General features: G+C 70.0%; 17 protein-coding genes and 1 pseudogene. 9 read left to right on the plus strand and 9 right to left on the minus strand.

What is annotated here, in order from left to right:
• Positions 1-43: 43 nt before the first annotated feature.
• A complete protein-coding gene (locus tag ACT2CW_RS34870; protein WP_445519417.1) occupies positions 44-1,546 on the minus strand; it encodes a sodium:solute symporter family protein in 1,503 nt (500 codons plus the stop codon).
• Positions 1,543-1,743 (minus strand): DUF3311 domain-containing protein, encoded by a 201-nt coding sequence (locus ACT2CW_RS34875; protein ID WP_046089886.1) that lies wholly within the window; start codon positions 1,741-1,743, stop codon positions 1,543-1,545. The genes ACT2CW_RS34870 and ACT2CW_RS34875 overlap by 4 nt, the downstream gene beginning before the upstream one ends.
• A 320-nt stretch (positions 1,744-2,063) precedes the next feature.
• Between ACT2CW_RS34875 and ACT2CW_RS34880 the strand changes: the two genes are divergently transcribed.
• Together ACT2CW_RS34880 and ACT2CW_RS34885 are read left to right on the plus strand one after the other, a co-directional pair.
• Complete coding sequence (locus ACT2CW_RS34880; protein WP_445519418.1) at positions 2,064-2,390, plus strand: allophanate hydrolase-related protein; 327 nt, start codon at positions 2,064-2,066, stop codon at positions 2,388-2,390.
• Positions 2,390-3,142 carry a peptidase dimerization domain-containing protein gene (locus ACT2CW_RS34885; RefSeq protein ID WP_445519419.1) on the plus strand — a complete coding sequence of 251 codons (753 nt, stop codon included), beginning with the start codon at positions 2,390-2,392 and terminating at the stop codon, positions 3,140-3,142. The genes ACT2CW_RS34880 and ACT2CW_RS34885 overlap by 1 nt, the downstream gene beginning before the upstream one ends.
• 64 nt (positions 3,143-3,206) lie before the next feature.
• On the opposite strand, the gene ACT2CW_RS34890 is transcribed toward ACT2CW_RS34885, so the two are convergent.
• A complete protein-coding gene (locus ACT2CW_RS34890; RefSeq protein WP_445519420.1) occupies positions 3,207-5,042 on the minus strand; it encodes a hydroxysqualene dehydroxylase in 1,836 nt (611 codons plus the stop codon).
• A 514-nt stretch (positions 5,043-5,556) separates the two neighbouring features.
• A complete protein-coding gene (locus ACT2CW_RS34895) occupies positions 5,557-6,249 on the minus strand; it encodes a GntR family transcriptional regulator (RefSeq protein ID WP_432046461.1) in 693 nt (230 codons plus the stop codon).
• A gap of 108 nt (positions 6,250-6,357) precedes the next feature.
• Between ACT2CW_RS34895 and ACT2CW_RS34900 the strand changes: the two genes are divergently transcribed.
• The 3 genes from ACT2CW_RS34900 (at position 6,358) to ACT2CW_RS34910 (ending at position 12,228) form a co-directional block, all read left to right on the plus strand.
• Complete coding sequence (locus tag ACT2CW_RS34900; protein ID WP_445519421.1) at positions 6,358-9,744, plus strand: molybdopterin-dependent oxidoreductase; 3,387 nt, start codon at positions 6,358-6,360, stop codon at positions 9,742-9,744.
• Positions 9,745-9,805: 61 nt separating this feature from the next.
• A complete protein-coding gene (locus ACT2CW_RS34905; RefSeq protein ID WP_445519422.1) occupies positions 9,806-10,774 on the plus strand; it encodes an ornithine cyclodeaminase family protein in 969 nt (322 codons plus the stop codon).
• Positions 10,771-12,228, plus strand: coding sequence for a short-chain fatty acid transporter (locus ACT2CW_RS34910; RefSeq protein ID WP_445519423.1), 1,458 nt, complete (start codon positions 10,771-10,773; stop codon positions 12,226-12,228). Before ACT2CW_RS34905 ends, ACT2CW_RS34910 begins: the two co-directional genes overlap by 4 nt.
• A 25-nt stretch (positions 12,229-12,253) precedes the next feature.
• Here ACT2CW_RS34910 and ACT2CW_RS34915 read toward each other — a convergent pair whose 3' ends face one another.
• The 3 genes from ACT2CW_RS34915 to ACT2CW_RS34925 form a co-directional block, all read right to left on the minus strand.
• Positions 12,254-12,943 (minus strand): type 1 glutamine amidotransferase domain-containing protein, encoded by a 690-nt coding sequence (locus ACT2CW_RS34915; protein ID WP_445519424.1) that lies wholly within the window; start codon positions 12,941-12,943, stop codon positions 12,254-12,256.
• 353 nt (positions 12,944-13,296) lie between these two features.
• On the minus strand, positions 13,297-14,109 hold the full coding sequence (locus tag ACT2CW_RS34920; protein WP_445519425.1) for an acyl carrier protein: 813 nt from the start codon (positions 14,107-14,109) through the stop codon (positions 13,297-13,299).
• Positions 14,110-14,362: 253 nt separating this feature from the next.
• Entirely contained in the window at positions 14,363-14,866 is a 504-nt protein-coding gene (locus ACT2CW_RS34925; RefSeq protein ID WP_445519426.1) for an acyl-CoA thioesterase, read from the minus strand.
• Between the two features lie 273 nt (positions 14,867-15,139).
• Between ACT2CW_RS34925 and ACT2CW_RS34930 the strand changes: the two are divergent.
• The 3 genes and pseudogenes from ACT2CW_RS34930 to ACT2CW_RS34940 form a co-directional block, all read left to right on the plus strand.
• A pseudogene (locus ACT2CW_RS34930) lies at positions 15,140-15,946 on the plus strand (SWIM zinc finger family protein); the annotation flags it as partial.
• A gap of 136 nt (positions 15,947-16,082) precedes the next feature.
• Positions 16,083-16,754 (plus strand): HEAT repeat domain-containing protein, encoded by a 672-nt coding sequence (locus ACT2CW_RS34935; RefSeq protein ID WP_445519427.1) that lies wholly within the window; start codon positions 16,083-16,085, stop codon positions 16,752-16,754.
• Positions 16,755-16,757: 3 nt separating this feature from the next.
• Entirely contained in the window at positions 16,758-17,765 is a 1,008-nt protein-coding gene (locus ACT2CW_RS34940; protein ID WP_445519428.1) for a HEAT repeat domain-containing protein, read from the plus strand.
• A gap of 149 nt (positions 17,766-17,914) precedes the next feature.
• Here the strand turns inward: ACT2CW_RS34940 and ACT2CW_RS34945 are convergent, their stop codons facing one another.
• The gene (locus ACT2CW_RS34945; RefSeq protein ID WP_445519429.1) at positions 17,915-18,340 is read right to left on the minus strand and encodes a RidA family protein; all 426 of its coding nucleotides are present in this window, start codon (positions 18,338-18,340) and stop codon (positions 17,915-17,917) included.
• 51 nt (positions 18,341-18,391) lie between these two features.
• Complete coding sequence (locus ACT2CW_RS34950; RefSeq protein WP_445519430.1) at positions 18,392-19,066, minus strand: HD domain-containing protein; 675 nt, start codon at positions 19,064-19,066, stop codon at positions 18,392-18,394.
• Between the two features lie 71 nt (positions 19,067-19,137).
• On the opposite strand from ACT2CW_RS34950, the gene ACT2CW_RS34955 reads away from it, so the two are divergent.
• Complete coding sequence (locus tag ACT2CW_RS34955) at positions 19,138-20,070, plus strand: GlxA family transcriptional regulator (protein WP_445519431.1); 933 nt, start codon at positions 19,138-19,140, stop codon at positions 20,068-20,070.
• Positions 20,071-20,118: the final 48 nt, after the last annotated feature.

Consider the following 20,118-nt stretch of genomic DNA (forward strand, 5'->3'; position numbering starts at 1 on the left):
GGGCCGGGGGCGCCCATATGAGGGCCCGGCCCGGGGGAGCGGGTCAGCCGGTGTCGGCCGTGGCTTCGGGTTCGGGGCGCAGGGCGGCGGTGGTCGCGGGGGCGGGGCTCGCGGTGCGGGTGACGGCGGAGATGCCCACCATGGCCACGGCGTTGAGCACGAGGGCGATGACGCCGACGTTGAGGTCCTTCACCGCCTGGGGGAGTCCCGGCAGGAGGCTGCCCACCGTGGCGTCGGAGAGGGTGACCACGGCGACCGTGGTGACTCCGACGACGATGCCCGCCGCCGCTCCCTCCTTGGTGACGAACTGCCGCGGCGCGAGGCTCGCCAGCAGTGCGGGGAAGAGCTGGGTGACCAGTGCGTAGCCCATGAGCAGCAGCGAGACGATCGAACTGCCGCCGTTGAAGGTGAAGTAGAGGGAGACCAGGGCGAGGGCGGGGACGAGCAGCTGTGCGAGGCGGCCGATGTGCTGCTCGCTGGTGTGGGGCCGGGCGAGGCGGTAGACGTTCTTCGCCAGGCAGGTCGCGGAGGTCATGAGCAGCAGGGATCCGGGGACCAGCGCGGTGAGCAGCCCGGCGCCACCGACGATGCCGACGAACCAGGAGGGGAAGGTGGCGGTGGTGATGCGCAGCAGGGACAGGTCCGCGTCGGCGCCCTTGAGGCCGGGCACGACCAGGATGGCGGTGAAGCCGACGAAGAAGACGAAGAGCAGGATGAGCTGGTAGAGCGGCATGAAGATGGCGTTGCGGCGGAAGACGCGTTCGTTCTCGGCGCTGTAGGAGGCGCTGAAGTTGTGCGGCCACATGTAGAAGCCGACCGCCGAGAGCAGCACGGTGGAGGCGAACCACGAGGTGCTCATGCCGCTGGAGGGCAGCGTGAGGAGCTGGGGGTGGGCCTTGTCCACCGCGTGGAACATCTCGCCCACGCCGCCGAAGTAGTGCATCGGCAGGTAGATGCCCAGGATGAGGACGATCGCGAGGATGACGGCGTCCTTGAGCACCGAGGTCCAGGCCGAGCCGTGGATGCCCGAGATCGTCACATAGAGGGTCAGCGCCACCGTGCCGAGCACGATGGCCCAGTGGGAGGAGATCCGGCCGTCGGAGGAGATGGACACGATGATCCCCAGCCCTTTGAGCTGGAGGACGAGATAGGGCACCATCGCGACGACTCCGACGAGGGCCACCAGCGCGCCGAGCAGCGGGCTGTTGAACTTGACGACGAAGAAGTCGGACTGCGAGATCAGCCGGTGCTGCTTGGCGTAGCGCCACACGGCCGGGAGCAGCCAGTACGACAGGACGTACGCCAGCGAGGCGTAACAGAGGATGTAGTAGGCGGGCGCGCCCTTGCCGTAGGCCCATCCCGAGGCGCCCAGGAAGGTGAAGGTCGTGTAGATCTCGCCGGCCAGCAGCAGGAAGACGAAGACCGTCCCGAAGCCGCGGCCGCCCACCGACCACTGTTCGAGATCCATGTCCCTGCCACGGCGGGCGCGCAGCCCCAGGCCCAGGGCCGCGAGCAGGAAGGCGAAGATGACGGCGAGGGCGATCATGAGCTCTGCTCCTCACGGTTCGCCGGGTCCAGACGGTAGATGACGGCCATGATCGCCGAGATCAGCACGACCCACATGACCAGCCAGAAGAGGTTGAACGGCATACCGAGGACGTAGGGCGTCACCCGGTTCGCGAAGAAGATCCCCCCGAGGATCCCGAGGAACGGGATCGCGCCGAGCAGATGGATGGGTTTCATGTCGAGAACCTCCTGGGCCGGGCCGTACTCCACGGGTGGGGCGAGGCCGTCTGGGACGGGTGGCACATCTCGTGCGGTGCGGTCGGGACGGGGCCGTTGGGACGCCGCGCAGGGCGTGGGAGAGGCGGGACCCCAGCGCTTTTCGCCATGCGGAATTCATTTTTCGATTTGGCAGATGTATAGGTCCGCCATGAGGGCCTGTCAAGGCTTTTGCGTCCCCGCACCGCCCGTACGTCCGGACGTCGCCACCGCCTCGATGAGTCTGCCACCGAAGTGCGGGACCTGCGGCGATGGCGCCGGGGCGAGTGGCGAGCGGGGGGTTGTCATTCCGTATCGCAGAAAATACTATCCGCAACGGCCACCGCTTCTTCTCGATCCGGGACACCTGCCCCGGGCTGCTGCCCGACCCCGCTGTCGGCACCGCGGTGGAAGGCGAGGTCTACGACATCCCCGACGAGGTGCTGCGCGACCAACTGCTGCCCGCCGAGCCGCCGGAACTGGAGTTCGGGATCATACGGCTCCAGGACGGTTCCGCGTCCTTCTCGATGGTCCTTCGCCGCGGCGAGCTGGAGAGGGGCGTCCACAAGGAGATCACCGACTTCGGTGGCTGGCGTCCGCACCTGAAGAGCCTCGGCCGGGAGCACTGATGAAGAGCCGACTTCCCTGCACGGTCAATCTGTCGATCCTGTTCACCGAGCTGCCGCTGCTCGAGCGCCCGGCCGCCGCGAAGACCGCGGGGTTCGACGCGGCGTCACTCACCCCTACCGACCTGCTCATCGTGGCCGAGCCGACCGGCAACCGGACCGTCCTCGGCCACAAGGGCGTGCTGTGGCTCGCCGCGACGGCCCGTGGGGTCTCCGCGCACCGTTCCCGCCCGGAGCTGGGCCGCAACGCGATCGCCGCGCTCGCCGCCGCGGCGGGCAGGATCCACGCGCACCGTGACTGGCCGGTGAGCCCGACCCACGGCCCGGCCACGGTCAACATCGGCACGTTCCACGCGGGCGAGCAGCCCAACCTGGTGCCGGACCACGCCGAGATGTGGCTGGACGTACGCACCGTTCCCGGCTTCGGCCGGGACGAGGCGATCGCCGAGATCGCCCGGCTGTGCGGCGACGGCAGCGGCCTCGAACCGCTCCTGGACCTGCCCGGCGTCGCCACCGACCCATCGGCCGCCGCCACCGCGCGGGAGATCCTGGCCCCCGGCTCCTCGGCCCGCCCGGCCGAGTACGCGACCTACTTCACCGACGCCTCGGTGCTGACCGGCCGGCTCGGCGATCCGGCGGTGGTGGTGTACGGACCGGGCGACCCGGACCAGGCCCAAGTCACCGATGAATCCTGCTCGCTGGCCGCCATGACCGAGTCCGCGGAGGCGATGCACCGGCTGCTGCGGCGCTGGTAGCCCGACGAACGCGGTGCCGTCCCGGGCCCGCGTCCGCGGACCGCCCCGACAGGTGCCGTGGGTGCTAACCCAGATCGAAGGTGTTGGGCAGCCCCAGCCGATAGCGCACCTCGTCGACCCGCTTCAGCGGCTCCATCTCCGGCGGCCGGAACAACTCCCAGATGTGACACCGCTCGGCGCCCGAACTATCCGCGTCCAGGAGTGCGTTGACGGCGCGTCGCGCGGACTCGTTGGCGCCCTCCATGGTCGCCAGATCCACATCCGTACGGACGTAGTCGCCCGCGAGGAAGAAGTTCGGCACCGCCGTCCTCGCGGACGGGCGGTGGTAGAGGGTGCCGGTGGGGTGGATGAGGAGCTGTTCGCGGTTCTGCGGATCGGGGCCGCCGAGGCCCGTCACGGCCGGGTCCATGAACCAGCCGAGCCGGTCCTCGTCCCTGAGCGTCGTCTTGCCGGAGTCGTTGAGCCCGTCCTTCAGCTGGGCCCACAGTTCGGCGACGATCTCGTCCTTGGTGCACTCACGGGCCGTCTTGCCGTACAGGATGCCGGGCTTGTCCCACTCCGAGATGATCGTGGACAGGCACTCGTGGGCCCGCCCGTCTCCGTAGTCGCGCGAAAAGTCCCGTACGTCCCAGAACTGCGTCTGGCCGATTCCGGTGACCGCCCACGGGGAGTCGAGGCAGTTGATGTGGCCGTGCACGACGGGGGTGGGCGTGCGCAGATAGAACATCACGCCGGTCATCCAGTCCGTCTTCAGCGCGTCGCACCGCCCGAGCTGCGGGTCGGCGGCGCGCAGGGCCGGGCCCCAGGTCACGCGCGCGTGCTCGACCGGGAGGGCGGAGACGTAGTGGTCGGCGGTGATGGTGCGCGGCCGGCCGCCGTCGCGCGCCGCCACCCGTACGCCGGTCACCCGGCCGCCGCCGTACACCACCTCCCGGACCTCGGTGCCGAGCACGAACTCCACGCCCAGGGAGCGCAGATGGCTCTCCCAGGGGTCGATCCACGCCTCGCTGGTCGGGGCATTGAGCACACGGTCGATGTCCGCGTCGCCGTCCATGCCGCGGCCGAGCAGCCCCCACAGGATGAGGGCCTCGATGATGACGCGGCCGACGGTGCGGGTGGAGGCCGTCTCGGCGCGGGTGGCGACGAGGTTACGGGTCTGGCCGATGCCGAGGAGCACCTGGTACTCGCGGCTCATCTCGCCGGCCCGGATGAAGTCCCACCACGGGACCTTCTCCCACTGGCCCTCGCGGCGGGCGTCGCAGCTGGTGAGGTGGACCAGGAGGCGGTCGGCGAAGTAGGCGGCCTCGTCGGCGGGCAGGCGAGTGGCGAGATCCAGCACCGACAGGATCTGGTCGCGGATCCAGGACGGGGTGAGGTCGCCGGGAGCGGGTGGGGTGGTGACCCGGCGCAGCGGGAAGTGCAGGTCCGGGCGGCCCGAGCCGCGCGCGAACAACTCCTCCGTACCGCCACGGAGGTTGCCGTGGACGCCGTTCGCGTTGCCGGGGAAGGGGATGCGGCGCATGGTGTCCGGCAGATTCCGGTAGAAGCCGGGGAAGAAGCGGAAGCCGTGCTCGCCGGGAAGCGGCTTGCGGCCGCCGGTTCCGGTCCCGGGGACGTCCATTGAGCGGGCCTTGCCGCCGAGGGCGTCGTAGTACTCGTAGACCGTGACCTCGTAGCCGCGTTCGGCCAGTTCGTGGGCGGCGCTGAGGCCGGAGACTCCGCCGCCGAGGACGGCGACGCGCTTGCCGGAGGAGGCCGCGGCCGCGCTGCCGGCAGTCCCCAGGACGCCGACCGTTCCCCCGCCGACGACTCCGGCGACGGCTGCCCCGGTCGCCGCCAGGAAGCGTCTGCGGCCGTGTCCGTTGTCCCCCTGGGACTGCTGCGCGTTGTCCTTTGTCATGAAAACCGAAGGGTAGGGAGGGGCTGGGGGAAGCCGGAAGCCCTATGTCCCGTCACCCACAGCATCCTCACAAACGCAGTCGGTTGTGCCGTCCCTCCCACTGGCCCCGGGCGGCCAGGCCGACGCCGGCGAGGTGGCCTGGGCGGCTCCCCGACCGGTCATGGCCGCGGCTCGCGGCGAGGCCGCGTCCAGGACGGAACGAGCGCTCACCGTGCCGGAGCAGGCGCCGACGATCGGCCCCGGGCACCGCAGGGCCCGGACGCGCTCTGGCGACTCGATCTGGGCATCCGCACCGCATCGATCGCGCACGCCGCCGCGCAGCGCGACTCCGCCCTGACGCGCCTGGCCGCCCAGGTCACCGAGCTCGCAGCCCGGCACCTCGGCAGCGGCAGCGCCTGACACCCCCTCAGTCGAAAGCGCGTCGGTGGTCCAGGAAAGACCCCCGCTTACCGCAGGGAGACGCAGGTGCAAGGGCTGACCGGCGCTGAGAAGGAGAACCTCGCGGCCGGCGGCATCATGCTCGGCGATCGCGAGCAGGGGAGACGCTGTCGGGCCGGGCCCAGTCGGAGCGGATGTGCAGCAGGTGGTGGCGGATCAGGTCTTCCAGGCCGCTCATGTCATCGCGGGCGATCGCTTCGAGCATGTGGTGGTGCTCATGGGCGGAGTTGTCGAGAACCCCCCGTTCGGCAAGCGCCTCGAGGCCGTACAGCCGGGTCTGGTCCCGCATCGCGGCGACAGTGGCCACCAGGCGCCGGTTGCCGCACAGTTGGAGCAGGCCGAGGTGGAAGCGCCGGTCCGCTTCGAGGAAGCCGACGACATCGCCCTCCCGGGCCGTTTTCTCGATCTCGTCTGCGACAGCCGCCAGGCGCGTGAGGTCCTCAGGCCGGGCATTCGCGGCCGCTTGCAGCGTGCCGGGGACCTCCAAGAGCAACCGCATGGTGTAGACCTCGTCGAGGTCGTGCTCGCTCATGGGGATCACTCGGTAGCCGCGGTTGCGGACGGGCTCCATAAGGCCCTCGTTCACCAGGGTCAGCATGGCTTCCCGGACCGGACTACTGGAGACGCCCAGCCTGGTCGCCAGGGCCGCGGCCGAATAGATGTCTCCCGGTCGGATCTCCCCGGACACCAGGGCCTGCCGGACCAGGGCAAGGACCTGTTCGCGCAGGTTCGTGCGCTGAAGCGGACCGGCCAGCGCGTCGGGTGCCATCGGTTCTCCGCTCATCTCTTCATCTCTTCTTGACGCGGCTCCCACCTGGATGCATCTTAACGTCTTACCGGCGACCGGTGGCCGGTAACCGGTTACTCAGGAGTAATAATGACTGAGAAGCAGGGGTACTGCACTCTGTGCCGCTCTCGATGTGGTGCCGTCTACACCATCGAGGCAGGCGCTCTGCGGGGAGTGCGGCCCGACCCCGAGCATCCGACGGGCGCGGCGATGTGCCCGAAGGGACGGGCGGCACCAGAGATCGTGCACAGCCCGGACCGCCTGACCCGGCCGCTTCGGCGGACCACTCCCAAGTCCGATCCGGACCCCAAGTGGGAGCCCATCGGCTGGGAGGAGGCGCTGAGCGAGACCGCCGAGAAACTGGCACGGATCAAGGCTCAGGACGGCGCGGAGGCTGTGGCCTTCGCCGTGACGTCGCCCAGTGCCACCGCGCTGTCGGACTCCATCGACTGGATCGAGCGTTTCATCCGCCTCTTCGGCAGCCCCAACACCTGCTACTCCACTGAGGTCTGCAACTGGCACAAGGACTGGGCCCACGCCTTCACGTTCGGAAGTTCACTGCCGACCGCGGACTTCGCCGCAACGGACCTCGCCGTGCTCTGGGGTCACAACCCCGCCAAGACATGGCTGGCGCAGTCGGCGGCCCTCGCGCAGGCCCGAGCCGAAGGAGCCCGCCTGGCGGTCATCGACCCCCGCCGCTCGACCAGTGCGCGGGAAGCGGACCACTGGCTGCGCGTCCGCCCTGGTACGGACGCGGCCCTGGCCCTGGGTGTCGCCCGGCTCGTGCTGGAACGCCACGGCTATGACGACGAATTCGTTCGGGCCTGGACAAACGCCCCCCTGCTCGTCCGCCGTGACACAGGACGCTTTCTGCGTGCCCAGGAGGTTGATCCGGACCTCGGCGGTTACGTCGTCTGGGACACCGTGGACGACACCTGGCGGTCGTACGACACGCTCCGCGCCGCGCGCAACCCCGGCCGCTTCGCCCTGCACGGCACCCGTCGAGTGCGCCTACGCAACGGCACGGTCGACTGCGAGCCCGCCTTCGAACGGTACCGCGACGCCTGCCGGCCATGGACCGTGGAGAAAACCGCCCGCACCACCGGCATCGCACCAGGGGAGCTGACCGCCTTCGCCGACGCACTCATCCGGGCACGGTCCGTGTCCTACCACGCGTGGACCGGCGTCGGGCAACACGCCAATGCCACCCAGACCGAGCGGGCCATCGCCACGCTGTACGCGCTGACCGGCAGCTACGACGCCCCCGGAGGCAACGTCATATGGCCGCGGCACGCCCTGAATCCGGTCACCGACCTGACCCAGCTCCCACCCGGCCAGCGGGCCAAGGCCCTCGGCATGGCGGAACACCCGCTCGGCCCTCCTGCCCAGGGCTGGATCAGCGGCCGGGATCTGTGCCGCGCGATCCTGTCGCAGGATCCCTACCCGGTACGGGCCCTGGTCGGATTCGGCAGCAACCTGGTGCTCTCACAGCCGGACCCGCGACGCACGGCCGCTGCCCTTCGCCACCTCGACTTCTACGTCCACCTCGACCTCTTCCCCAACCCCACCTCCCAGTTCGCCGACATCGTTCTTCCGGTCAACAGCCCCTGGGAACACGAGGCGATCAAGGCGGGATTCGAGATCAGCCGGCGGGCTCAGGAACACGTCCAGCTCCGGCCGCGCATGGTGGAGCCGGTGGGGCAGTCACGCTCCGACACCGAAGTCGTCTTCGACCTCGCCCAGCGTCTGGGCATGGGCGCCGACTTCTTCGACGGCGATGTCGCGGATGGCTGGAATCATCAGCTGAGGCCCCTGGGGCTGACCGTCGATGAGCTCCGCCGCCATCCCGGCGGCCTCCGGATCCCCCTCGAAACCGTCTATCGCAAGTACGCCCAGAGTACGGAAGACGGCCAGGTCACCGGGTTCGCCACCCCCACCCGACGGGTCGAGCTGTACTCGGAACGGCTCGCGCTGCACGGCTACTCCGCCGTCCCCGTCCATTCCGCGCCCGGTACCGGACCCGACTCCTGCTACCCGTTGTCGCTGACATGCGCGAAGAACGGCTACTTCTGCCACAGCCAGCACCACGGGTTGTCCTCTCTGCGCAAGCGCAGCCCGGAACCCACCGTCGACATCAGCCGGGCACTGGCACGGCGGCGCGACATCGGCGATGGCCAGTGGGTGGCGCTGTCCACGCGCAAGGGAACGATCCGCATGCGCGCACGTATCGACCACGATCTGCACGATGACGTCGTGTGCGCCGAATACGGCTGGTGGCAGCAGGCTCCGGACCTGGCACTGCCGAGCTTCGATCCCTATGCCGAGACCGGCAGCAACTACAACCTCCTCATCGGCGACGACGTACGCGACCCGATCAGTGGGTCGGTGCCGATGAGGTCCGGCAGTTGCGACATCCAGCCCATCGCGACGTCTCATTGGGAGGGAACCAAGGAGTTCGTCATCGCCTCCGCCGTACCGGAAGGAGCCGATGTCCTGGCCCTGAGCCTGGAACCTGCCGACGGTTCGGAGCTGCCCGACTTCAGGCCGGGCCAGCACATCACCCTCGGCTTCCCCACCACCGGCCCCGCGGGCGCGGAACGATCAGCGGCACGTTGCTACTCCCTGACCGGCCCCGCGGAGGACAAGGGCCGCACCTCGTACAGCATCGCCGTACGCCGCGTGCCGGGCGGAGAGGTCTCCGGCCGGATCCACGCGACCGCGCGTGAGGGGAAGCGCGTGCGACTGACGGCGCCCGCGGGACTCTTCGCCATCCCGCCCGACATCAGCCGGCCAGTCGTGCTCCTCGCCTCCGGAATCGGGATCACGCCGTTCATCGGCTACCTCGAGACACTGGCCCGCAGCGGCGGCAGCGTCCCCGAGGTCGTACTGCACCACGGCAGCCGGAATTCCACCTCACACGCCTTCCGGAACCGCACGAGCGAACTACGGGACCTCATCCGACAGCTACGCGTCCACACCCACTACAGCCGACCGGAACCCCACGACGTCCTCGGCCGCGATCACCACCACGTCGGACGCGTCAGCGCCGCCGACGTCGATGCCCGACTCATCGAACGCCGCGCCCGGTTCTACCTCTGCGGACCGGAGGACATGCTCTACGACATCACCAACGGCCTGGTCGACCGAGGCGTGCCGCGCTTCGACATCTTCGCCGAGAAGTTCCACGTCGCTCCACAGCGCGTCGACATCCCCGACAGCGCACAGGCCACCGTGCGTTTCACCCGCGCCAACCGCCAGGTCACCTGGCGCAGGGAAGACGGCACTCTGCTGCAACTGGCGGAGCGGGAAGGGATCCGCCTGCCCAGCGGCTGCCGCTTGGGCCAGTGCGAGAGCTGCGCCATCACCGTCCTGGACGGACAGGTCGCGCATCTGGTCACCCGCCCGGAGGACCTGGCCGACGACCAGTGCCTGACCTGCCAGGCCATGCCCATGACCGACGTCACGCTCGACGCGTGACCGCCTGACCGCGTGACGGCTCGACCGCCTGACCGCTCGACCGGCTGATCGAAAGACGACGATGCTGAATATCGACGCCCAACAGACCATCACCGCACTGCCGTTCCACGACCTCATCCCCGCGCTCCGGCAAGGCTTCGTTCACGGCGCCAGCACTCCCGCCCGCCACCACCACACCGTCGACGCCGAAACCGACGCCACCATCCTGCTCATGCCCGCCTGGTCCCAGCGCGAGTTCCTGGGCGTCAAGCTCGTCAACGTCTTTCCCGCCAATGCCCGCCACGGCAGGCCGGCCCTGTCCTCCGCGTTCGTTCTGGCCAGCGCCGCCACCGGGGAGCACCTGGCCATCATCGACGGCAATGAACTGACCCGGCGCCGCACCGTGGCGACCTCCGCCCTGGCCGCCACCTACCTCGCACGACCCGGGAGCACCACCCACCTGGTGGTCGGAGCGGGGCATGTGGGCAGTCTCGTCGCCGAGGCCTACCGCAGCGTCCTCGACATCCGGACAGTGCTCGTCTACGACCGGACCGCCGGCCGCGCCCACCGCCTGGCCGACACCCTGAGGCAACAGGGGCTCGACGCCCGTCCCGTCGCCGACCTGGCCCCCGCGGCCGGCGAAGCTGACATCATCAGCTGCGCCACCCTCGCCACCGAGCCCGTCATCAAGGGCGACTGGCTGCAACCCGGCACCCACCTCGACCTCATCGGCAGCTTCCGCCCCACCATGCGAGAGGCCGACGACCAGTGCGTACGCCGCGGCACCATCTTCATCGACACACCACAGGCCCTGCGCGAATCCGGTGATCTGACTCAGCCCGTCGATGCCGGCCTCCTCACCCCGGACGACATCGCCGGCACCCTGCCCGACCTGTGCGCCGGCACCATCCCCGGCCGCCGTACCCAGGAAGAGATCACCGTCTTCAAATCGGTCGGCAGCGCACTCGCCGACCTCACCGCCGCCTCGGTGGTCTACCGCTCACACGGTCCGTCCCCCCGGGCCCACACCACCTGCCAGGAGCCATCATGATCGAGCAGAGGACCGAAGGGGGCGACGACTCCGCACCTCGGCAACCACCGCGCGATGGGTTCCTCGCTCGTGCCGCCACCCGCAGTGCGGCCGTGGCCGAACGGTGGTTTCCCAACACCCTCGTCTTCGCGCTCCTGACCGTGGCCGTCGTGGCCATCGCGGCGGTGAGCATCGGATCGGGCCCGGCAAAGGTCGCCTCCGTCTTCGGCGACGGCTTCTGGGACCTGATCCCCTTCACCATGCAGATGGCCATGGTCGCCATCGGCGGTTACGTCGTGGCCACCGCCCGCCCCGTCCAGCGAGTCATCACCCGCCTGGCCCAGGTCCCCGCCACGGAGCGGGGTGCCGTCGCCATGGTCGCCGCCATCAGCCTCACCTCCGCCCTGCTGAACTGGGGCTTCAGCCTCATCTTCAGCGCCCTGCTGGTCAGGCGCCTGGCCGAGCGCGGCGATCTGCGCATCGACTACCGGGCCGCCTCGGCAGCCGCATACCTCGGCCTGGGCGGTAGCTGGGCCCTCGGCCTCAGCTCCTCAGCCGCTCAACTCCAGGCCAACGCGGAGAGCCTGCCGCCGTCCCTGCTGCCGATCACCGGCGTCATCCCCTTCCGGGAAACCATCTTCACCTGGCAGTCCCTCACCCTCGCGGCCGTCGTGATCGTCGTCTGCGTGTCCATCGCCTATCTCACCGCTCCACGTGGCGACAGCGCCCGCACCGCGGCCGACCTCGGCATCGACCCCAGCGACCCCGTCGAAGACGACCAGCCCCGCACCCGGCCGGGGGAGTGGCTGGAGTACAGCCCTCTGCTCACCTTCGTCGTCGTCGCCCTCGTCGCCGGATGGGCCGTGCAGGAGTTCGCCGACAAGGACCCCATCGTCGCGATCTCCGCACTCAACACCTACAACCTGCTCTTCCTGACGCTCGGCATGCTGCTGCACTGGCGCCCGCGCCGATTCCTCGCGGCGGTGACCAAGGCGGTTCCGGCCACGGCCGGCGTGCTCATTCAGTTCCCCTTCTACGCCGGTATCGCCGCCATCATGACCAAGGCCACCAACGGCTCGGGCGACAGCCTGTCCCACTACCTGGCCTCAGCCTTCACCGGCGTCGGATCCCCGGCCCTCTTCCCGCTGATGATGGGCGGCTACTCCATCATCCTGGGTTTCCTCATCCCCTCCGGCGGCGGGAAGTGGATCATCGAGGCGCCCTACGTCATGCAGGCCGCCAATGACCTCAACGTCAACCTCGGCTGGACCGTCCAGGTCTACAACGCGGCTGAGGCACTTCCCAACCTCATCAACCCGTTCTGGATGCTCCCGCTGCTGGGCGTCCTCGGCCTCAAGGCCCGCGATATCGTCGGCTACACCTTCCTCTACCTCGTCGCCCTGCTGCCGATCGTGCTCGGCCTGCTCACCCTGCTGTCCACCACGCTGCCCTACCATCCGCCCGTCCAGCCCTAGACGGAGTCTGCACGCGCGCGTACGTTCAGATGACCTTGAGCAGGCGTTCCGCCAGGGGGGATGCCGACGCGGGGTTCTGTCCGGTGTACAGGTTGCGGTCGACCACCGTGTAGGGCTTCCACTTCTCGCCCTTGGTGAAGTCGACGCCGAGTGCGATGAGCTCGGTCTCCAGTGTCCAGCGGGCCCTCTTGGCGAGGCCGACCTCCTCCTCTTCCTCGTTGGTGAAGCCGGTGACCCGGTAGCCGACGAAGGGGGATTTCCCGTGGATCCTGGTCGCCAGCATCGCTGCCGGGGCGTGGCAGACGATGGCGAGGGGTTTACCGGAGGGCAGGGCCTCCGTCAGCAGGCGGCCGGCGTCGGCGTCGACGCTCAAGTCCTCCATGGGACCGTGGCCGCCGGGGAGGTAGACGGCGTCGTAGTCGTCCAGCCGGGCGTTCGCGAGGTGGATCGGGCGCCGCATCACCTCCGCGGAGCGGATGATCGCCTCCAGATCGAGTGCGATCTGCGCGCTGCCCGCCATAGCGGGTCGCAGGCTCATCATGTCCACCACCGGAACGACCCCGCCGGGGGTGGCGACGGTGATCTCGTGGCCCGCCTCGGTGAGGGCCTTGTAGGGGGCGGCGAACTCTTCGGCCCAGTAGCCGGTCGCGTACCTGGTGCCGTCCTTGAGCGTCCAGTACGGCGTACCGGTCATCACGAAAAGTACCTTGGCCATTGCGCAACCGCCTTCTTGTCGGCATTCGATACGGTTAGCGCAGATACCTCCCTTAAAACATGGTATAGGCGGGCGGCGGTCCGCCACACCTGTGGTGGCTATGAGCACGCAAAGCGGGGTTGACCTGCACCTACGACCCCTACCGCGCGCTTCCTCCGGTACCGGGGTTCACGCTTCGCGGCACCGACATCGCCGACGGTGAGACCCTGGCCGTCGCCCAGCGCAGCACCCTGTTCGGCCGGCCGGGCCAGGACCGCTACCCGCCCGGCTCGGCTTCCGGTTCGTGGCCCACGCCCTGGCGCGGGCCACGCGGCCCACTCGCGCCCGGAGTCCGGTCGTCCGGAGGGCTACGGCTATGTGCGGGGGAGCGAGGTGTTGGTGATGGGGAGCGGCTGGTCCGCGCCCGCCACGTAGAGGTCCGTCGGAGCCGTGCGCAGCTCGAAGGCGTTGTCGTCGCGCGAGACGCGCACGGACAGCACGAAGAAGCCGTCGTCCTCCACGGTGGTCTTCACGTGGTACTCGCTCTCCCAGTAGGTCTGAAGGAAGACCTCGGTGCCCTGCGGCTCGACCCCTCGGGGGAGGCTGACCTTGCCCTGGACGGTGAGGATGTCGCCCGCCTTCACCTTCTTCTTGTTGACCTGGTAACTGACCGAGCTGGGCTTGGCCTTGGCGGCCACGGTGGTGTCCGCGTAGTAGCCGTCCTGCGGGGTGTTGGGGTCGCCGTCCTCGTCGTAGAGGGCCGTGATCTGCACCCGGTGCTGGACATTGAGCAGGCTGCTGCCGCCCACGTGGTCGATGTCGACGTCGGGGATGGTGAACTTCCCGTTGGCGTCGGTGACCGGCGTGCCCAGGTCGCGCGGCTCGTAGTAGTTGGGGTCGATCGGATCGCCCCACGGATTCCAGGTGGTGAAGAGGACGACCTCCTGGACGGTGACGGGGATGTTGGGCGCCGGGGTGCCGTCGGCCTTGGTGACGGTTCCGGTGACGTCGACGCGGCGGTTGTCGTAGTCGGTGCTGGTCGGGTTGGTGCTCACGTTCAGCACGTAGGCGTCGCCGGGGGAGGCGTCCGTGGGCTTGGCCGAGGCGGCGGGCGCGGACAGGGCGCCTGCGGCGAGCAGGAGCGCGGCGGTGGCGGCAAGCCGCGTCGGCAGGGACTTCCTGGGCACGGGTCAACTCCAACTTCTGTCGGGACTGCGGGACTGGAGGAGTCGCGCCGGGCGGCACCGGTTCCGCCGCAGCGCAGATGTGCGACGCACCAGGTTCGACCGGCGGGGTCGGGCGGGAGTTGTCCCCGTGCGGCCGCTGTTACGCGGCTGTGGCAGGAGGCCGGGTTTGTCCGGGTTGCGTATTCACCTGGACGTCATCCGCCGGCCGCCCCGCATTGTCCTCGGCGGGCCGGTGGATGGGTTGCTGCTGGTGTCAGTCGGCTCCGAGCAGTGCGGGGACGGTGGCCAGCCGGCGCCAGTGGGAGGCCGGGTCGGGTACGAGGCGGCGTGTCTCGAGGTCGAGCAGGCCGATGACGCTCTCCACCGTGGCGGCCAAGGTGCCGTCGGCGAGCAGGAACTCCTGGGTGGCGCGACCCGTCTTCTTGTCGGTGCCGTCGTAGGCGAACACGCAGGTCACATCGAACTCATCGCCGGCGCGCAGCTCCCGGTGGTAGCGAATGGTGGTCTCCAGGTTGACGGGCCCCAGCCCGGACCGTGTCATCTCCAACGGATCCACGCCGGCCTTCTGTACGCAGGCCCAACGGGCATGGTCGGCGAAGTCCACGTAGGCGGAGCCTCGTACGTGGCCGTTGGTGTCCAGGTCGCTGTGGCGTACGGCGAGTCGTACGCGGAACGGCCCCTCAGTAGCGGAGTCGGGTTCGGGCGCGGAGCCGGCGTCGGCCGTGGCCTGGGTTGTCAGGGCGTCTTTCGGAGTCATGGCGCACATGATTCCCTGCCAAGGCCAGGTACGTCTCGGGTGGCGTGCCGCAGGGCACCGACTTCGAGATGGAGGGCACCGGCCGCCCGGCCGCCCGTCTGTTCCCTGGTCCGGCCCGGACCGGAGGCGGTCCGGGCACGCGCGGGCGGCGACGGCGGACGCCGTGGCCGACCCCGCTCGCCCCGGGCCGGGGGCAGGCTGTCGAACAGGGCAGACCCGGGCGGTGCCCCCGGTGTCAGTGGGTGATCGTAGCGTGTGCGCGTGACCCAACTCATGCAGGGCTACTCCTACTTACGCCCCTCCGCCGTGCGCGATTCCACGGCCGGGCGGGCTCTCGCGCTGGATACCTCCGGCGGCGCCACCCCGGCCGGTGAGGCGGCCAACCCCCATTTCTTCAGCGGGTTCCTGACCGCGCCGGCCGCCGCCTCGACGGCGCTGCTCGCGGTCGCCGACGTGGCGGCCGCTCGCTACTACCGGCCGAACCACTGGCCGAGCGCCAGAGCCTCGCTGGACCCGGTGGTGACGGCCGACGGCGACCGGCTGCGGTGTGAGTCCTTCTCCGGCTGCTGCGGTGTGTACGCCCGGCTCGATGTCCTCGCGCCCGGCCTCGACGGCGACGATGTCGGGCACGGCACCACGAACGTGGACGTCAACCCGCCGCTGCGGCGGGCGCTGGCCGGGCTCGGCGGGCTCGACCCGCTCCATCTGACCGTCGGACCGGAGGAGTTGCCGGTCCGCACCTTCGACGGTGAGTTCGTGGAAGCAGGTCCCGCCGCCGGAGCGCTGGCTGCGCGGCTTCGCCGAGGCCCAGGTGCTCGCGGCGGGCTTCGCCCTTCGGGCCGAGGTGCCCGCCGCGGAGGCGGCCGCCATGCTGAGGGCGCTGCCCCCGCCACCCGCCGCTCCGAGGCCCGCACGACACGCTGGGTGGTCCCCGCGGGCCACACCCTGCGTCCCACGTCCAGGCCGGCACCGGATGCCGTGTGCCTGCCCGGGCCGGAGCGGCTGCTGACCGTGCGGACGGTACTGCGGCACGCGAAGATCCCCGCGGTCACGGCCGTCGCGGCGGGCTCCGCATCGGGCCAGGTGGTGAAGAACGCGAGACTGCTGCGCGACGTCCTGGGCTGAGCGGCCCAAGCCCTCGTCGCGGCCCTCCGCCTTGCCCGGCTTGACCTTGACACCGTGACAAGGACTTCACTGCCTCGAGGAGGTGGTCCCCATGACGGCGCCGAGCGAGGACACGAACACGATACGAGTTCTCCGGGGGCTGGAGAACAGCAGCTCATCGGTCCGGCTGCAAGCAGCGCTGGCGGTCGGCACGACCCCGGATCCGGCGTTCATCGGCAAGCTCATGGAGCGATGCGCGATCGAACCGGAGTTCCACGTACGCGAAATGCTGACGTGGGCACTCACCCGCCACGCGGCATCAATGACCCTCCCGGCGCTGCTCGACGAAGTCCGCTCGGAGGGTGCGCAGGCACGGAGCCAGGCGTTGCACACGCTGTCCAAGATCGGGGATCGGCGGGCGTGGCCCGCGATCACACCGGCGCTGTTGGCCGACGCCGACGACGAGGTGGCCCGGAGCGCCTGGCGGGCAGCGGTCGTGCTCGTGCCCGAGGGCGGGGAGCACGAGTTGGCCGTAGTGTTGGCGACACAGCTCGGGCGCGACGGACATGAGACGCAGCTGAGCCTCAGCCGGGCGCTGATCGCGCTCGGGGAGGCGATGTTGCCGGCACTGGGCGCCGCGACGAAGGATCCCGATCCTCGTGTGCGCACGCACGCACTCGCCACGGAACGGCTGTGGCGCGACCCGGATGCCGGATTCGAGTTCGCGATCGAGGAGGCGAAGCGCGTCGTAGCCCTCGGCGGGAGCGGCCGGGAGGGGCGGTAGGCAGTGTTGATCGGTGATGTCGCGCGACGGTCCGGGGTCAGCGCCCGCATGCTCAGGCATTACGAATCGCTCGGCCTGGTGCGGCCGACGGGCCGTACCGACTCGGGCTATCGGGAGTACTCCAGCGAGGACATCCGGCGAATCTTCCACATCGAGAGCCTGCGGACATTGGGGCTGTCGCTGCGCGACGTCAGGCGCGCGCTCGATGACCCCGGCTTCGCGCCCGCGGAACTCGTCGACGACCTCATCCGCCAGACGCGAGACCGCGTCGCGGCGGAGACGGAGCTGCTCACGCGACTCCGTCGGATCGGTGCCGCGCAACCCGCGGGCTGGGAGGAGGTCCTCCAGACCGTCGCGCTCCTCCAGGCGTTGGGGTCGAAGAGCGCGGGAACGCGGCAGCGCGCGGCCCTGTCCGCGGTGGAGGAGATTCCCGTGCCGGTGGAAGCCCTGGCCGAAGCCGTACTGAGCGAGTCCGACCCGAACGTCGCCGGGGCCCTTCGCTGGGCTCTGGCACGATCGGGCGAGGACGCGCTGGCACTGCTGGGGGAGGGCCTCGGCTCATCTGCGGCCGAGGTGCGGAAACGTGCCGTCCAGTCCATCGCCGAGATTCCGCATGATGAGGCGACCGCACTGCTGCGGGACGCCCTCACGCACTCCGACATCGCTGTCCGCAGGTACGCGGCTCTGGCGCTCGGGGCACGTGGCGTGGCCGAAGCGGTCCCGACGCTCATCGACATGATCGTCGAGGAGCGGAACGACGCCGACGCGGCCGACGCACTGAGCGCGCTGGCGAGCGATCCCGAGTTGGCGGACCAGATCGCCACCGGGCTCCTCGACCGCCTCTCCCGAGGCACCATGGGAGCCCCCGCACGTCGACGGCTGGCACAGGCGCTCGCGGACATCCCGGGGATCCGGACGTCACGTGCCCTCGCGGAGCTGTCACATGATGAAGACCGTGCCGTTGCGCTCACCGCGACATACATTCTCAAGCTGCGCGGCGCACGAGAGTGAATCTCTCCTGGGCCCCCGGGCCCCCGGGCCGCCCGGCTGGCACGGAGCCTGGCGTCGAGCAACAGGAGCGTGCCGGCCGGCGGCCTTGCCCAGCAGTGTGACGCATGGCGGCATCCTGCCGTGGACGAGGCGAGGCCGGGAGAAGCGGTCTATCGGGATGCGCCGTCGGGGTAGGCGGCGGTCGCGCGGATTTCGACGAGGAGTCCCGGGCTGGCGAGGCCGCTGACCCCGATGATCGTCCAGGTCGGGTAGGGGGCTTTGACGAGGCGCCGTTTGGCCTCGACGAAGCCGGGCAGGTGCTGGCGGATGTCGACGTGGTAGCTGGTGACGTCGACGAGGGCGGACAGGTCGAGGTTCTCCAGTCGAAGGATCTCTTCGATCTTCCGGATGGCGATCTCGGTCTGTTCCTCGATGGTGTCCGGGATGGTTCCGTCGGCGCGGCGGCCGATGGTTCCGGCGATGAACAGGAGGCCGTGGGCGCGGACCGCGGCGGAGTAGCCGAAGCTTGCGAAGGCGCTGGTGGTTTGCCCGAAGACGGCGTTGTCCTCGGGGACCTCGATGGGGTGGACGGTCATTGCGGTGCTTCCTTTTCCTTGTCGAGGGGGTGGTTGAGCCCGTGGGGTCAGTCAGTTGCCCCAGCGGGACGAACGGCAGGCGTGCTCCAGCCGGGTCCGGCCGAAGGTCTCGCGTTCGCGGAGGAATTCGCCGGGGATGGCGTACCGGGGTGCGTTCGTCGGATTCTTCGCGGCCTGTGCGACGATCGCGTCGGTGAGCGAGCGGACCATGTCCAGCCGTGGATAGGCGGTGTGTACGGCGTCGGCCTGCTCAGCGGTGACGGCGTCGACGTGGTCGGCGCCCAGTGGGCCGCCGAAGTCGAGGGCGACCCCTGCGCGGACGAGCACACACAGCGTGCCGCGGCGTTCCGCGATCCCCGGCGAGGTGTGCAGGGCGATGGCCTGCCAGACCTGGTCGGCGTCGGCCGCGGACACTCCGCGGTCGATGAGGAATGCCGCGGCCCGGTCGGCGCCTTCGACCTCGAACCGCTGGCTGTGCGGGCCGTCCGATGCCACGCCGAGGTCGTGCATCGCGCACGCGGCGAACAACAGGTCGTCGTGGTAGTCGTGGCCGACGGCGAGGCCGAGGCGGCCGGCCGCCAGCCGGGCGAACAGGTAGCTGCGGATGCTGTGGTTGAACACGGACGGCGTTTCCACCGGCCGGATGAGATCCATGACGGCGTCGGCAAGCGGTGTGCCGGGCAGCGTGATCAGGTCGGCGGTCGCCTCGCGGGTAGGTCCGGTCATGTCCTCAGCCTGGCCGCGACCGCCCTGACCTGGCGAGAGGCAAAATTTCCTCGCTTCGATAGAATCTTGCCATGGCAGTGCATCGAGTCGCGGTCCTGGCGCTGGACGGGGTCACCCCGCTCGACCTGGCGATCCCGACGCAGATCTTCACCACCCGGCCGGAAACCCCCTACGAGATGACCCTGTGCGCGCTGGACGCGAAGGTGGCCACCACGGCGGGCTTCGCCCTGGTCGCCGACGGGGACCTGGAACAGGTGCGCGCCGCCGACACCGTGATCGTGCCGGGGTACGAACCGCTTCTGCGGCCGCCGGAGACCGTGCTCGGCGTGCTGGCCGAGGCCCGCGACCGAGACCGGCGGGTGGTGTCGATCTGCACGGGCGCCTTCGCACTGGCCGCGGCGGGTGTGCTGGACGGGCTGCACGCCACGACCCACTGGAAGCACATCGACGAGCTCGAGCGGGACTTCCCGGCCGTCACGGTCGACCGCGACGTGCTCTACGTCGACGAGGGCGATGTGCTCACCTCGGCCGGGGCGTGCTGCGGCATCGACCTGTGTCTGCACCTCGTGCGCCGCGACCTGGGGGCGGTGGTGGCCAACGAGCTCGCCCGCGGTCTGGTGGCCGCCCCACACCGGGACGGTGGGCAGGCCCAGTACGTGCCGGCTCCCGTCGCGGTGGCGGGTGAGGCGTCGCTGTCCGGTACCCGGGAATGGGCCCTGCACCGGCTCGGCGAGCCGCTCACACTCCGCGTGCTTGCCCGGCACGCGGGGCTCTCGCAGCGCACCTTCATGCGCCGGTTCACCGAGGAGACGGGCACGACCCCGTTGCAGTGGTTGCTCAACGCCCGCCTCGGCAAGGCGCGGGAACTGCTGGAAACCACGGACCACTCGGTGGAACGGGTGGCGCGGGACTGCGGACTGGGCACGCCGGCCAACCTGCGGCTGCACTTCCGGCGCGCACTGGGCACCACCCCCACCGCCTACCGCCGCACCTTCACGCACTGACCTTCTGGTGAAGGTGAAGGGGTGACCTATCCGCCAGGAGCCGCCCTA

The organism is Streptomyces sp. NEAU-174 (assembly GCF_052665095.1).

Coding starts and splice junctions, on each gene's coding strand:
- ACT2CW_RS34945 (WP_445519429.1), bottom strand. CDS start 18,340: ATGACCGTCCACCCCATCGAGGTCCCCGAGGACAACGCCGTCTTCGGG.
- ACT2CW_RS34900 (WP_445519421.1), top strand. CDS start 6,358: ATGACTGAGAAGCAGGGGTACTGCACTCTGTGCCGCTCTCGATGTGGT.
- ACT2CW_RS34890 (WP_445519420.1), bottom strand. CDS start 5,042: ATGACAAAGGACAACGCGCAGCAGTCCCAGGGGGACAACGGACACGGC.
- ACT2CW_RS34895 (WP_432046461.1), bottom strand. CDS start 6,249: ATGGCACCCGACGCGCTGGCCGGTCCGCTTCAGCGCACGAACCTGCGC.
- ACT2CW_RS34935 (WP_445519427.1), top strand. CDS start 16,083: ATGACGGCGCCGAGCGAGGACACGAACACGATACGAGTTCTCCGGGGG.
- ACT2CW_RS34875 (WP_046089886.1), bottom strand. CDS start 1,743: ATGAAACCCATCCATCTGCTCGGCGCGATCCCGTTCCTCGGGATCCTC.
- ACT2CW_RS34925 (WP_445519426.1), bottom strand. CDS start 14,866: ATGACTCCGAAAGACGCCCTGACAACCCAGGCCACGGCCGACGCCGGC.
- ACT2CW_RS34915 (WP_445519424.1), bottom strand. CDS start 12,943: ATGGCCAAGGTACTTTTCGTGATGACCGGTACGCCGTACTGGACGCTC.
- ACT2CW_RS34910 (WP_445519423.1), top strand. CDS start 10,771: ATGATCGAGCAGAGGACCGAAGGGGGCGACGACTCCGCACCTCGGCAA.
- ACT2CW_RS34955 (WP_445519431.1), top strand. CDS start 19,138: ATGGCAGTGCATCGAGTCGCGGTCCTGGCGCTGGACGGGGTCACCCCG.
- ACT2CW_RS34905 (WP_445519422.1), top strand. CDS start 9,806: ATGCTGAATATCGACGCCCAACAGACCATCACCGCACTGCCGTTCCAC.
- ACT2CW_RS34950 (WP_445519430.1), bottom strand. CDS start 19,066: ATGACCGGACCTACCCGCGAGGCGACCGCCGACCTGATCACGCTGCCC.
- ACT2CW_RS34870 (WP_445519417.1), bottom strand. CDS start 1,546: ATGATCGCCCTCGCCGTCATCTTCGCCTTCCTGCTCGCGGCCCTGGGC.
- ACT2CW_RS34885 (WP_445519419.1), top strand. CDS start 2,390: ATGAAGAGCCGACTTCCCTGCACGGTCAATCTGTCGATCCTGTTCACC.